Source organism: Corynebacterium lactis RW2-5 (genome assembly GCF_001274895.1).
GTDB lineage: Bacteria > Actinomycetota > Actinomycetes > Mycobacteriales > Mycobacteriaceae > Corynebacterium > Corynebacterium lactis.
This window is the reverse complement of sequence record NZ_CP006841.1, coordinates 2,651,892-2,665,586: the sequence shown is the minus strand read 5'-3', so window position 1 is coordinate 2,665,586 and position 13,695 is coordinate 2,651,892. Positions and strand designations below refer to the sequence as shown.

At 58.0% G+C, this 13,695-nt stretch carries 9 protein-coding genes; 7 read left to right on the top strand and 2 right to left on the bottom strand.

Annotation, left to right across the window (positions count from 1 at the left end; translation table 11 throughout):
* Positions 1-14: 14 nt before the first annotated feature.
* Positions 15-1,517: an N-acetylmuramoyl-L-alanine amidase gene (locus CLAC_RS11710; RefSeq protein ID WP_053413066.1), complete on the bottom strand. Its 1,503-nt coding sequence runs from the start codon at positions 1,515-1,517 to the stop codon at positions 15-17.
* Positions 1,518-1,778: 261 nt separating this feature from the next.
* Between CLAC_RS11710 and glf the strand changes: the two genes are divergently transcribed.
* From glf to CLAC_RS11675, 7 genes are all read left to right on the top strand, one after another.
* Positions 1,779-2,996 carry a UDP-galactopyranose mutase gene (gene glf / locus CLAC_RS11705; protein WP_053413442.1) on the top strand — a complete coding sequence of 406 codons (1,218 nt, stop codon included), beginning with the start codon at positions 1,779-1,781 and terminating at the stop codon, positions 2,994-2,996.
* 10 nt (positions 2,997-3,006) lie between these two features.
* Positions 3,007-3,921 carry an EamA family transporter gene (locus CLAC_RS11700; protein ID WP_245621893.1) on the top strand — a complete coding sequence of 305 codons (915 nt, stop codon included), beginning with the start codon at positions 3,007-3,009 and terminating at the stop codon, positions 3,919-3,921.
* A 50-nt stretch (positions 3,922-3,971) separates the two neighbouring features.
* Positions 3,972-5,414 (top strand): glycosyltransferase 87 family protein, encoded by a 1,443-nt coding sequence (locus CLAC_RS11695; RefSeq protein ID WP_156324854.1) that lies wholly within the window; start codon positions 3,972-3,974, stop codon positions 5,412-5,414.
* A 166-nt stretch (positions 5,415-5,580) separates the two neighbouring features.
* Positions 5,581-6,549 carry an alpha/beta hydrolase gene (locus CLAC_RS11690; protein ID WP_245621892.1) on the top strand — a complete coding sequence of 323 codons (969 nt, stop codon included), beginning with the start codon at positions 5,581-5,583 and terminating at the stop codon, positions 6,547-6,549.
* Between the two features lie 108 nt (positions 6,550-6,657).
* Positions 6,658-8,229, top strand: coding sequence for a class I SAM-dependent DNA methyltransferase (locus CLAC_RS11685; protein WP_053413064.1), 1,572 nt, complete (start codon positions 6,658-6,660; stop codon positions 8,227-8,229).
* Entirely contained in the window at positions 8,226-9,368 is a 1,143-nt protein-coding gene (locus tag CLAC_RS11680) for a restriction endonuclease subunit S (protein WP_053413063.1), read from the top strand. Before CLAC_RS11685 ends, CLAC_RS11680 begins: the two co-directional genes overlap by 4 nt.
* 490 nt (positions 9,369-9,858) lie before the next feature.
* Positions 9,859-11,322 carry an ATP-binding protein gene (locus tag CLAC_RS11675; RefSeq protein ID WP_053413062.1) on the top strand — a complete coding sequence of 488 codons (1,464 nt, stop codon included), beginning with the start codon at positions 9,859-9,861 and terminating at the stop codon, positions 11,320-11,322.
* A gap of 267 nt (positions 11,323-11,589) precedes the next feature.
* Here CLAC_RS11675 and CLAC_RS11670 read toward each other — a convergent pair whose 3' ends face one another.
* A complete protein-coding gene (locus CLAC_RS11670) occupies positions 11,590-13,695 on the bottom strand; it encodes an MMPL family transporter (protein WP_053413061.1) in 2,106 nt (701 codons plus the stop codon).

Below are 13,695 nucleotides of genomic sequence, written 5' to 3'. Positions count from 1 at the left end.
GGGCTCTAGCTGGGTTAGCTCTGAGGGGCGAAGAAAGCCTGTGCGACCTGAGTCGGGTTGGCCGGCAGGCCTTCGGTGATGAACTGCTGGATGGCTTCGGCGGGCTGCGGTACGGCAGATGTTTCCGCCGCGGTGCCGGTGGTGTCGGCTGCATTCGGAGTAGCCGACGCATCGGAAGACTCCGCGGCGGTGCCGTTTCCTGAGTCCTCACCCGGAGCCGGGGCAACGGAACCGCCGTCGAATTTGGCCTTTGCGGCGGCGCGGATGTCGTCCATCTGCTGGTAGCCGAGGTTGCCTGGGCAGGAGGTGTAGCCGGTGTCGCGGTGTCCGAAGATTGCGGGCAGGGACACGGACTCGCCTGCGGAGTAGCGGGCGCGGGAGAACCCGGCGCTGGTGAGGGTGGCGGTGGACATCGGATCCACGCCGGCGACCTTCATGCGCCAACCGACCATTTCGCCGAGTGCTGCGACGGCAGCGGCCGGGATGGGTTGCTGGTCGTAGTTGCCCAGGACGGAGATGCCGAAGGTGCCGTCGTTGAATCCGCCGGCGTGCGCGCCCTCGATGTTCTTGTCCAGTCCTCCGTAGCGGCCCTCGTAGATGTTGCCGAACTTGTCGACCAGGGCGTTGTATCCCACGTCGCCCCAGCCGAGGGTTTTCGCATGGTATGCGTAGATGCCACGGACGACGCCCGCAGCCTGGGACTCGGTGTAGTTGTTCGAACCCGCGGTGTGGTGAATCGTCGAGCCCTTGAAGGTGCTGTACGACGACGGATCCAGGCCGCGGATGGACTCATCGGCGCCCCAGCCAGCGCGGGAAATAACCTTCGGTGCGCCGGCGATTGGGGAATCGTAGGCGATCGGAGTGATGGCGTCACCTGGCTGCGCGAGGCCGTCGACGAAGACAGCCTCGACGGAGTTCAGGGCCTGCGCGGCGGCACCCGTGAGCAGTCCCTCGAGGTTCTGGCCGAGGGTCTTCAGGTCGAGCCGGTCCAGGCCGACGATGCCGCTGGGGTCAAGGCCCTCCAGGAGGTTCAGCCCCATCGTGGAGACCTGCACGCGGCGGGTCGGCTCGATGAAGAGCAGCTCGGTGCCGGACGCGTTGGTGTTTCCGCCCATCGGGCCGTGGGAGTCGGCGTGGAACCACGGGCCGAAGGTTCCGTCTTCCCGCTCGGCGCGGACGTAGAGCTCCAGATTCAGCTCGCCCGGCCAGGTCAGCGCGAACTGGGAGAAGGGCTCGTCGCGGGTGATGTCCTTGACGAAGCCACGCAGCGGGTGCAGTGCATCCGCGATCGACTGCGTGCCGACGGCAGCGTCGTCGATAAGCATGGTCACGGAGTCAGCCAGCGGAGCGGTGGACAGACGGGCGGCGATCGGTGCGGCGCCGGAGGACTCGACCAGTGTAGGAGCCTGGCGGATTCCCCATGATGCGAGCGGCGCTGCTGCGGCGGTGGCGGCGAGGCCGTAGAGGAAGGTGCGGCGGCCCATCGACGGGGCAGTGATGCGACGGCGAGTTGGCACGGTGAAAGCTCCAAAAAACTGGGAAAAAGATGGGAAAAGTTGCTGCGCAACTGAAAATGCTGAGAAGAATGTTACCAGTGTGACTAAAAAAATCTAGTGTTGACACGTATAACAAACGTGCAATTTGTTAAACGGTGTGGTCAGTCGGCCTAATCTGGCGCGTCGTCCGCAGTGTCGTCCCCGCGTGTGCCCACCCCAAACTCCGCGCAATCGAATAAGTTTTATGGCGTGAGTAGCGAAGAGAACACCACCAGCAATTTCGTGGCCAAGTCCCTCGACGAAGTCAAGGCGAAGGAATACGACCTCATTGTCGTGGGCTCCGGTCTGTTTGGTCTGACCGTAGCTGAGCGCACCGCTTCCCAGCTGGGCAAGCGCGTCCTGATCGTGGAGCGTCGCGGCCACATCGGCGGCAACGCCTACTCCGAGGCTGAGCCGGAGACCGGCATTGAGGTGCACAAATACGGTGCGCACCTATTCCACACCTCTAACAAGAGGGTGTGGGACTACGTCAATCAGTTCACCGACTTCACCGACTACCAGCACCGCGTATTCGCGATGTACAAGGGCACCGCGTATCAGTTCCCAATGGGGCTCGGCCTGATTAACCAGTTCTTCGGCAAGTACTACACCCCGGATGAGGCCCGCCAGCTGATTAAGGACCAGACCGACGGTTTGGATCCGCGTCAGGCGAGAAACCTTGAGGAAAAAGCAATCTCCTTGATTGGTCGGCCGCTCTACGAGGCGTTTGTTAAGCATTACACCGCCAAGCAGTGGCAGACTGACCCGAAGAACCTGCCGGCCGGCAATATCACTCGCCTGCCTGTGCGCTACACCTTTAATAACCGCTACTTCAATGACACCTACGAGGGTCTGCCTGTCGACGGCTACACCGCGTGGCTGGAGAAGATGGCTAGCGCGGATAAAATCGACGTCGTCGTTGACACCGACTGGTTCGACGTCCGCGAAAATCTACGCGCGGCCTCCCCGGAGGCTCCAGTTGTCTACACCGGCCCGCTGGATCTCTACTTCGACTACGCCGAGGGCGACCTGGGCTGGCGCACCCTCGACTTCGAGATGGAAGTGCTGAACACCGGCGACTTCCAGGGCACCTCCGTGATGAACTACAACGATGCCGAGGTTCCCTACACCCGCATCCACGAGTTCCGTCACTTCCACCCGGAGCGCGAGTACGTCAAGGACAAGACCGTCATTGTGAAGGAGTACTCCCGCTTCGCAAACAAGGGCGACGAAGTCTACTACCCGATTAACACCCCGGAGGACCGCGAGCGCCTGGAGGCCTACCGCAAGCTCGCCGCAGCAGAGGCCCGCGACAACAAGGTCCTCTTCGGCGGCCGCCTGGGTACCTACCAGTACTTGGACATGCACATGGCCATCGGCTCCGCGCTGTCCATGTACGACAACAAGATTGCGCCGTTCTTCAACGAGGGCGTCGCCATCGAACAGGAGCGCGGGCACTAGTATTGCTCGCGTGTCGCGCGAGAATATCCAGGGGCCATTGCTGCGGGGTGTGAACAGGTTTCTCACCTTGCCGGTGGCCCCTGTCGTTTTGGTTCTGATCGGATCAATCGGAACCCAGGCCGCGGCCGTGCTGGTCACGGATATGCTCTCCACGGTCGGTGCGCCGGGTGTATCGGGCCTGCGTATGACCGCCGCCGCCGTGATTATGGTGGCGCTATTCCGCCCGAAGCTAACCGGCATGACCCGCGCCCGAGTCATCAACATCGTGGTCTATGGCATCGCCATGGGCATGATGAGCATGATGATTTACGAGGCCATTGCGCGTCTGCCCCAGGGCGTTGCCGTCACCATCGACTTTCTCGGCCCCTGCGTCGTGTCCTTCCTGGGCTTGAAGATGTGGCGCTCCCGACTGTGGGCCATCGCCGCATTTGTCGGAGTGGCTCTAATCGCGCAGCCCTCTAATGACCTTGACATTGTAGGCATTGGTTACGCAGCCGTCGGTGCGATTTTCTTCGGCACCTACACGCTCTTTTCCGCCCGTATGGGCAACACTGAGGGAGGAGGCATGTCCGACCTAGCACTGTCTGTGGTTGTTGCCGCGGTAGTACTCGCGCCTTTCTCCGTCCCCGCTGCACCGCTTGTCGACGGCTCAATGTGGGGCATCATCGTCATCTCTGGCTTCATTGGCGCCGTTGTTCCTTACGTTATGGACACCATCGCCGCTGGAATTGTGTCGGCGGCGGTCGTCGGCACGCTCTTCGCCCTGGACCCGGTGATAGGCGCGATCTTGGGCTGGGCGTTTTCGGGGGACCAGGTCACATGGTCTATGGCAGTGGGCATCGTACTCATCGCGGCGGCTGGCGCAATTATCACCTGGAGGGGAGCGAAAGAAGCCCGCGCGGTGTCGGCCGATGCGCTAGGTTAGCTACGGATTTAATGCAATTAATGAGGTAAGCGGGGCTAACGGTGGCGGACGTGAACGGAGGCGCACAGGCGCGTGCGGCAGTGCGTGCGACAACGCGTACAGCTGCACGTACAGTAACGCGCCGACTGTCCAGGGGGATCATCGCGGGTGTCGTCGCAGTCCTGGTCGGCGTGATAGTTGCGGTACTTCGCGCCAACTTGGACCCCAGGATTACTCAGCCGCTTGCGAGCTACCCGGAAATCACCATCGAGCCGGACCAGACGGTGCGCAAGGCTGACATGTTTTCGCTGTTCGGCACCCCGATGGACTTCCAGGTTTACTACTATGCGGGCCGCTCGCTGGGCGAGGGGCTGAGCGTGTATGAAGACCCCTTTGTCGTGACGAACTGGGGTCAGGGCTACAAGCTCCCCTTCACCTATCCGCCCTTTGCCGCCTGGCTCGCCTCCCTTTACGCCAAGCTGCCCCTCGGGGTTGCGAGCACAATCTGGCAGGTCGCCTCGCTGCTGATTTTGATTGCAGTCGTGGCCGCTGTGCTCGTAGGAAAGCGGGGGAGGGGCGCATCGGTGTTGCCGAGGCTGGGGATCGGCGGCGTGCTGTGCGCGGTGCTGCTGGTTGCGGCGTCGTTTGCGTTTGCGCCGGTGCGCTCCAGCTTCTACTGGGGGCAGGTAAACGTGCTGGTCATGGGGCTTGTCGCCCTGGATTTCCTCGGAGGCAGGCACTGGGACCCAATCCGCGCCAACGGCTGGCGTGAGGACTCCTGGTGGGCCGGAATCGGCGTGGGGCTCGCGGCGGCGCTGAAGGTGTATCCGGCGTTCTTCGGGCTGCTATTCCTGTTGCAGCGCAGGTGGAGGGCGGCAATCACCTCCGGCGTCACCTTCTTTGTCACGGTCGCGCTCGGATTCGCGTTCGTGCCCGAGTCCGGGGAGTACTGGTCGAAAGTGCTGACCGACACGACCCGCTTTGGTGGCCTGAAGAACGTCACCTCGCAGTCCATCCAGGTCTCGCTGATGAGGGACTTCGGTATCGACAGCACGCCGTTGTGGCTGGTCCTGGCCGTGTTCGTGACTGCTGCCGCTGCCTTCGCGGCGCGCCGGGCGCTGCGCCTCGGCGAGGTGGCCATCGCCCTGAGCTTGATTGGGCTGGCCGCGTGCGTGGTTTCCCCATTCGCCTGGCACCACTACTACCTGTGGGCTATCACCCTGGTTATCGCCGCGGGGCTCGGCCTGCTGACCTGGTTTTCCCGCTTCCACTTGCCGACGGCCACCCTGCCCGGCGTTCTTATCGGCGCGGCGGTGACTGCCGGATGCGTGGCGGCGCTGTGGCCCTATGTATCGGTGGTGTTCTTCTACCCCTTCGATGTCTACGCGCTGTCGACGTCGTCGAATCCCTTTGTCGCGTCCGCGACCGCCTGGTGGAGCGTGCTGCTGATTGTGGTCTTTGCGGTGGCCCTCGCGGTGGTGCCGGCAAAAGGACGCAATCCGGGCTTGAGATAGACCAGCGCGGGTTTATTTAACCCGGATTTTCTTGTCCTGGTCTGTGTGGAGCCCGTAGTATGCGGCTAGTATGTTTTGTCTGCAAAAAAGGCCAGTGAAATGTGAGGAGAAAACGGGCGTGAAGAAGTTCTCGGGGATTCGTGGTTAGCATCGTAAAGCAGCAGCGATGGTATCCGCCGCTGCGGTTGCCGCGTCAGCTTTTGCCGTAGCACCTACCGCCACCGCCGCAGGTGACCGAGGTGCCCTGCGCCCGGGCTGCCAGTGGGATGCGTACCAGTACTACACCCAGACCTGCCAGGTATTTTCGCCCGCTATGGGCCGTGATATTCCTGTGCAGATCGTGGCTTCCACCAACGGCGGCGACAAGGCCCTCTACCTCCTCGACGGTCTCCGGGCCCCGGAAAACAAGTCGGACTGGGTGGCCAAGGGCAACGCTCCCCGCACCTTCGAGGGCTCCAACGTCAATTTGGTTATGCCCGGTGACGGCACCGCGAGTTTCTACACCGATTGGAAGAGGCCGTCGGTAAGCGCGCGTGGGCCTTTCAACTACAAGTGGGAGACCTTCCTGACGCAGGAACTCCCGGTGTACCTGGAGAACGAGTTCGGAATTTCGCGCACCGGCAACTCGATTGCGGGCCTGTCTATGGGCGCGTCGGCTGCCTTGTCGCTGGCGTACAACCACCGTGAGCAGTTCGGACAGGCGATCGCATTCTCCGGCTATCTGCACACGACCGCGCCGGGCATGAACACCGCGATTACAGCCGCGCAGCTTAGCGCCGGCGGCTACAACTCCCTCGATATGTGGGGAGGCCCGTTCTCTCCGGAGCGTAAGCGCAACGATCCCTACCTGAACATTGAGAAGATGAGGGGTCTGGATCTGCTGATTACTTCCTCTGCGGGACAGCCTGGTGTGCCGGGAGATCCCGCCCCGCTTTACGACGCTCGCCCAAGCGTCGGCGGCATTGCCCTTGAGCGGCTTGCGCATCTGTCCACCCAGGAGTTCGAGCGCAAGGCACGTGCAGAAGGATTGGAAGCAACCTTCCAATACGAAGATGCCGGTGTTCACGACTGGCCGACATGGGACCGCAACCTGCAGACTGCTAAGGGGCGCATTGAAGGGTTCCTCGGGGCGTAGGGTTTGCGGTGCTGGCTCAATGCCAGCCCTTGGACGTTCGTTCGACTCTGACTCTGAGAGGTAGGCCAATCCACAGCTCAATCCGCCGTCGCCAGTAGAGTTAGCGGCGTGACTACGGCAGATTTTAGGAAAAAGGTCGACGCCATCTGGAACGTGTTCTGGTCGGGCGGAATTACCAACCCGATGAGCGTTATCGAGCAGATGACGTACCTGATTTATATGCGTCAGCTCGACCTGGCTCAGGATGACATCGATAAAAAGCGCGCCATCGGTGTGCCGGTGCCGGAGTCGCAGGATATCTTTAACGCTGAGGAGCAGCGCTTACGCTGGAAGAATCTCATCGCGGAGACCGACCCCGTCGCGCTGCGTAATGTAATCGCCGGCGACGTATTCGACCACCTGCGCAATCTGGGTGGCACCGGTATGTCCAAGCACATGGCCACCGCCACCTTCGGCATCGAGAACCCGACCACGCTGCGCAGCGTGGTGGCGTTGATGAACGATCTGGACTTCCGCGATAAGGATTTCCTGGGCGACCTGTACGAATACCTGCTGGCGCAGCTGAGTACCTCGGGTAAGAACGGCCAGTTCCGCACCACGCAGCACATCATTAAGTTGATGGTGGAACTCATGCACCCGGCCCCCGACGATCGCATCATCGACCCCGCCTGCGGCACCGCCGGATTCCTGGTTAACGCGGCGCTGTGGATGAAGGAGCACCACGCCGACGAGCTGCTGAAGAAGGACAAGCAGGCCAAGTTCTCCGGGCGCACCTTCTACGGCTACGACTTCGACTCCACTATGGTGCGGATCTCGGCGATGAACATGTTTATGCATGGCTTCAAGGACCCGAATATCGCCTACCGCGATTCGTTGGCGAAGATTCCCGCGGAGGATGTGGGCAACTTCGACCTCATCCTTGCCAACCCACCGTTTGCCGGTTCCACTGATGATGACAACATCGACCCCGAGCTGCGCTCCTTCGGCAAGACCAAGAAGACGGAGCTGCTGTTCATCAACCGTTTCCTGTCGTTGCTGAAAATTGGTGGCCGCGCCGCCGTCATCGTCCCCGAGGGTGTGCTGTTCGGTTCCACGAAGGTGCACAAGGCGCTGCGCAAGGAGTTGGTTGAAAACCAAAGCCTCGACGGCGTAATCAAGCTGCCGTCGGGCGCCTTCAAGCCGTACACCGGTGTGTCCACCGCGATTCTGTGCTTCACCCGCACCGACTCGCCGGCCACCGATAGCGTGTGGTTCTACGAAGTGCTTGCCGACGGCTACTCGCTCGACGATAAGCGCACGGCGCTTCTCGACGAGCACTTGCTCGGCGTTACCCCGCTTTCGCGGCTAGTGGACCCGGAGGTTCCGGGAGATTGTCCGGAGCCTGTGACGCTCACGGAGGAGCAGCATGCGAAGAACAACCTGCCGGACGTCGTCAAGCGATTTGCCGAGCGTAAGGGCAGTGAGCTGGAGCGCGCGCGGACGGAGCAGAGTTTCTGCGTGCCGGTGGCGGAGATTGCGGAAAACGATTACGACCTGTCGATGAATAGGTACAAGGAGATTGTTTTCGAGGACGTGGAGACCCGCGACCCGATGGAGATTATTGCGGACATCGAGGCGCTGGATATGGAGATCGCCAAGGGAATGGCGGAGCTGAAGGCGCTGCTAGGGGGCGAAAAATGAGCAAGTGGCCGATGGTGAAGCTGGGGGAGGTATGTGAAAAACGGATCTCAAAGTGGGATAGAAGCGACGAGCTCAATTATGTAGATATTTCGTCGGTGTCCGCATCTTCAAAGGTAATCGAGCGCACGGTACTTGTTGAAGGAGAATCTGCACCTAGTAGGGCGCAGCAGATTCTTCTCGAAGGTGATGTTTTGGTATCCACTGTCCGCCCCAACTTGAACGCTGTGGCTCGTGTACCAAAATCACTGCATAAGCAGATTGGAAGCACCGGTTTTTGCGTGTTGAGAGCCGGAGCGCAAATCGACTCAGGGTATCTCTTTTATTTCACTCAAACTGATGCATTTATAGGTGAGTGCGTAAATAGATCCACTGGGATTTCGTACCCTTCAACCACGGCCGCGAAAATCAAAGAAATTAAAATCCCCCTCCCGCCTCTCGAGGAGCAGAAGAGGATTGCGGGGATTTTGGAGGCCTCGGCGCGGCAGTTGGAAAGCCTACGCAACCAAATTGCTGCTCTTGAAAAGCTTAGTTCTCAGGTGATTTACGAATTCAGCACTAGTTGCTCGAAATTCATCAGTCTTAATGAAATCGCTGAAGTTTCAACTGGCGCCACGCCGCTGAGAAAGAACAAGTCCTACTACGAAGGGACAATTCCTTGGGTTAAGACTGGAGAAGTCGTAGGGAGCGAGATAACAGACACCGAGGAACATATTTCGGATTTAGCGCTGAAGGAAACTAACTGCCGTTTGTTTCGTGCGGGAACGACACTGGTTGCCATGTACGGGCAAGGCGCAACGAGGGGACGTGCGGGTTTTCTATCTCGCGACATGGCAACGAATCAGGCTTGCGCAGCTATTACGCCAATCGAAAGCGCTGATGATAGGTACGTTTTCAATCTCGTTAAAGCGAGTTATGAAAAACTCAGAGCATCCGGTCGGGGTGGAACCCAGCCGAATCTAAATCTGAAGATAGTCAAGAGCTTCGAAATTCCATATCCAACGGACGAGAGGCTTCGATTAAACCTTTCTGCAACATGCATGGAAGTGGATACCCAAATTGATGCGTTGAACAAGAAAATAAATCTTCTCCAGGAACTCCATCAGTCTCTCGCAACGCGAGCGTTCGCTGGAGAGCTCTAGCTCGTTAACTGCGTGGCTATGAGACCTTTGCCTCATTACCTTGATGCTGCGCTATCATGGCGACGTCGTGCACTGGCGTAGGTCAGTGCAAAATCCCTCACCCCCCTGAGTCTCGTAGGCTCGGGGGAGTTGTCTATTAACCCGTCTTTTTCGTGTCGAAGTTGAAGCTTCGAAGCAATAACGAGTGATGAATACATATGGTTACGGCGTAACCATATCCAGGAAACGTGTCGAAGAATCGCGAAAATTTCGACACGTTTTGTGAACATGTTTAAGGCGTAACCATGTTTGGTGATTGGCCGCGTTGGGTGCGTCGCGAGCATTGGCCGAGAATCCTGTGGTCGAGTCGGGCTCGAAATCTGTGCCTCAGCGGATAAAAGTGCATGTAAAACCGGTTTGGGTACAACATAACACCTAACTTCCCACTTAACTTCCCACAGTGTTATGTTAAGTGGGAAGTTGAGTGTGAAGCTTGTTGGGCGGAGCCATCATGGACCAAAGTCACCTGAAAGAAATCATCGCGAACCTACGTTTGGTGGGTTCGGATATTCAGTCTGTCGAAGTGAAAAGCAACGTCGGCAAGTCTATTCGGGAGACTCTCAGTGCATTTGCCAACGCCGGTGGCGGGGTAATCATCGTCGGGCTCGACGAAAAATCTGGCTTTATCCCCGTTGAAAAATTCGACGCACTCAAGAATCAAGATGCCCTCGAGACCCGCTGCGGCCAACTAACGCCACCGGTAAGGCCAGAAATTTCGATACTTCCCTTCGAGGGAACCAGCATTGTCGTCGCAGAAATCGAGGAGTTCAGTCCCGTCGATAAGCCCTGCTATGTGACCGACCAGGGGAGGTACGGCGGCAGCTACATCCGGACGGGGGAGGGGGATACCAAACTCTCTAACTATGAAATTGACAAGCTAATCGAAGAGCACACCCAGCCAAAATGGGATGAAGAGCCAGTTGTTGATGCCACGGTGGATGACTTGGCCCCTGACGCGCTCGAAGACTATCTGCAAACCCAAAAGCAGCGCCGCCCCAAGACCTTCAAGGATGGACGCGAAGTAGCGCTAAGGCGGCTCCGAATTACTAAGGATGACAGCCCCACCTTGGCTGCCCTGTTAGTGATGGGTGACTATCCCCAAGAGTTCTTTCCACGGTTGACCGTGACATTCGCGCTCTTTCCGGGCACGAGCAAAGGCGCCATCACCACTGGTCTGCGACTTCTCGACAGCGCGACACTGACCGGTACCATTCCTGAGCTTGTCGACGCCGGCGTCGACATAGTGAAGAGAAACATGCGCACCGGCGCCATGATCGGGGAAAAATTCCGGACTGATCTCCCTGACTATCCACCGATTGCAGTACGCGAAGCACTGGTAAACGCGCTGATGCACCGCGATTACTCGCCGTCGGCGCAGGGTAGCCAGGTGCAAATCAATATGTTTGTCGATCGCCTCGAAATTACGAGCCCCGGTGGCTTGTATGGAGGCGTAACGGTCCGGCACTTGGGCGAGCCGGGCGTCAGCTCTACCCGCAACCAGCGGATTTCCAGCTTCTTGGAGGAAGTCTCCCTGCCGAGTGAGGGAAAACAAGCAGGGCGTGTGGCCGAAAACCGTGGCACGGGCATCGCGACGATCAACCAGTCCTTACAAGATGCGCTTATGCCCAAACCTGAGTACATCAATCGGCTCGACAGCTTCACTATCATTTTCCGACGGCGACGAGTTGCTACGCAGGAGCGATACACGACTGCGCGAGATCATGTACTGGCAATCCTGGAGGGGGAATCCTCTTCCTCGACGACTGAGCTCGTGGAGAAAACCCAGTTGAGTCGCACCGCTGTCCAGAAAGCTGTCAACGCGCTAATCGATGAAGGTTTGGTCGAGCGAACTGAGCCTGTGCGGAGTCCGAAGCAGCGCTATCGGATGATTGCCGGGCAAGGAACTTCTCGCTGAGTGTGGGGGGGGATGGAATTACAGGATGATACAGGGGGGAAGATGGGTAAAAATGCAGGTAAATCCGGTTTGAGGCCAACATAACACCTAACTTCCCACTTAACTTCCCACAGTGTTATGTCGAGTGGGAAGTTGGGTGGGAAGCTTGGTTCGAGGGAATTCGCCGATTGCTATCGACCTTTATCGGTTTTGCTGACTAAGGCTAAGCCAACACGTCTGGTTCCGCCGACCTTCATTTGGGGCAGCAGAAGACTACAGCCTTTACATCTATTGCGGCACAGCCTCGGCTCGAGGAGATCCCCACACGCGAGAACCCAGCAGTTTCAATACTGACGGGAGCAGCAGGGGACGTACAATCAGCGCATCCATTGCCACGGCCATCGCCAAGCCAAGGCCGAGCTCGCGAACGATGCTGATTTCGGCGACCATGAATGACAGAAACACACCAATCATGATGATTGCTGCAGAAATTACTAATCTGGAAGTCTTCGTCACGCCGAGAGCAATGGTCTGGGTGTGATCAGCGCCGGCGGTAAACTCTTCCTTCATGCGAGAGGCCATCAAGACCATGTAGTCCATCGACAGACCAAAGACAATGGCGAAGATAACGATGGGTGTTACGGAATTAATCGACTCACCAGTAAATACCCGCCACAGCCCTGAGAGCAGTCCCATCGCAGCAGAGACCACTAGCCCATTGAGGAGCAGTGCCAGCAGTGGTAAGCGCCATGAGCGGAATGCCCAGCCCAGCAGTGCCAAGGAAATAGCGAGCACCACACCAATAATCCAGGGGATGGATTTTTCCACGAGACGATCAAAGTCGCTGCCCTGCGCAGTCGCACCGGAGACGTACACGCCGGCATCGTCCTTGGTCAGCTCGGTGATGTCGTGAATCATGTCATGAGCTTCATCGGAATCCGGAAGTCCGGTGGAGGTGATTATGACGCGGGCATAGTTCACGCCGTCTTTGGAACCGGTGAGCGGATATGGAGAGAATTCAGCTTGCGGTGTGCCGGGGGCTAGTACCTGATCAGCAGTCGTAATCTCATCCAACTTATTGGCTAGCGCGGCGGCGCGTGTTTGAACATTCGTAACAGACTCGCCGTCGGCTCCCTTGAAGGTTACGGAGGTAGGAAAGAGCTCACGTGCATCAAGCTCGGATTCGATGGCCTCAATGCCCGCACGACTATCCATATTCTCTGGAAGGATTGAGGCGCTAGCCACCGGGACCTGCAACTTAATCGCGCTAAGCGGTGTGGCAAATGCAACCAGAGGAATAACAACAGCAAGCGCAACGAGTGCAGGCTTCGTCAGCGCAATCTTTAGCAGGCCCGACGTCTTCTCGTTGTACGAGCTGGCGACGTCTCGAAAGCCTGGTAGCCTGCCGAAGAATAGCTTGTCTCCTAGCAGCGTGATCATTGCCGGGACCAGGGTTGACAGTGCCAATAGTGCGATGGTGGTCACGATGATGCCTGCTAGTGCAATTGAGGAAAACACCATATTGCGGGCGATAAACAGTGCGCACAGCGCCGCAATTACACTCAGCCCGCCAAAACGAATTGCATGCCCTGCAGTGTGTGTTGCCAGACGCAACGCTTCTGGTTTGTTGTGCTCATTGAGCAAGTTCTCTTTGTACCGGGCGATGAGGAACAGGCAATAATCAACAGACACTGCCAGGCCAATGAGAGAGGCGCCGGTGATGTACATATTTGAGACATCCATAGACTTCGAGAGCACAGTGCCCATGCCTTGAGTGCCTACCAAACAGACTCCTGCAATGGTCAGTGTGACCAGCGTAGGGCCTATTGCTCGGTAAATAATCAACAGCACGAAAATCAAAAGCGGGAAGGCAATCATTTCTGCATGAAGTGCATCCTGCTGAGATTGGATGTTGAGGTCATAGTCAAGGGCGGCAGTGCCTGTGACATGGCTTTCTACCTGTGTGTCATCGACGACCTTGGAGACAGTGTCGCGTAAATCGGGCACCATATTTTGAGTAGTGGTATTGTCCGCGCTCACGCCCACTTGGATAATCTGAGTCTGCTTAGAACCAGATACCAATTGTGGCACCTGCCGTCCGTCGACAATTTTATCGATGTTTGGAAGGTCCTTGATCGAGGCTTCGACGGCATCCAGGGTGGAATCGGTGATTTCCTTGTCTGACTTAAGAACTACCGACAATTCATTTTCGGCATCACCAAATGCCTGACGGTTGACATCTTGGCCCGCTATTGATTGACCATTTTGGTCGTTGAATCCGCCAGCTTTCACTGAATCGTTGAGATGCGCTGCACCAAGACCTCCGAGTGCAAATAGCACCACCCAAATCAGCGCTACCAGCTTGGCGTGTCGCTGTACAAAAGAAATGAACAT

Coding starts and splice junctions, on each gene's coding strand:
- CLAC_RS11670 (WP_053413061.1), bottom strand. CDS start 13,695: ATGTTCATTTCTTTTGTACAGCGACACGCCAAGCTGGTAGCGCTGATT.
- CLAC_RS11680 (WP_053413063.1), top strand. CDS start 8,226: ATGAGCAAGTGGCCGATGGTGAAGCTGGGGGAGGTATGTGAAAAACGG.
- CLAC_RS11690 (WP_245621892.1), top strand. CDS start 5,581: ATGGTATCCGCCGCTGCGGTTGCCGCGTCAGCTTTTGCCGTAGCACCT.
- CLAC_RS11675 (WP_053413062.1), top strand. CDS start 9,859: ATGGACCAAAGTCACCTGAAAGAAATCATCGCGAACCTACGTTTGGTG.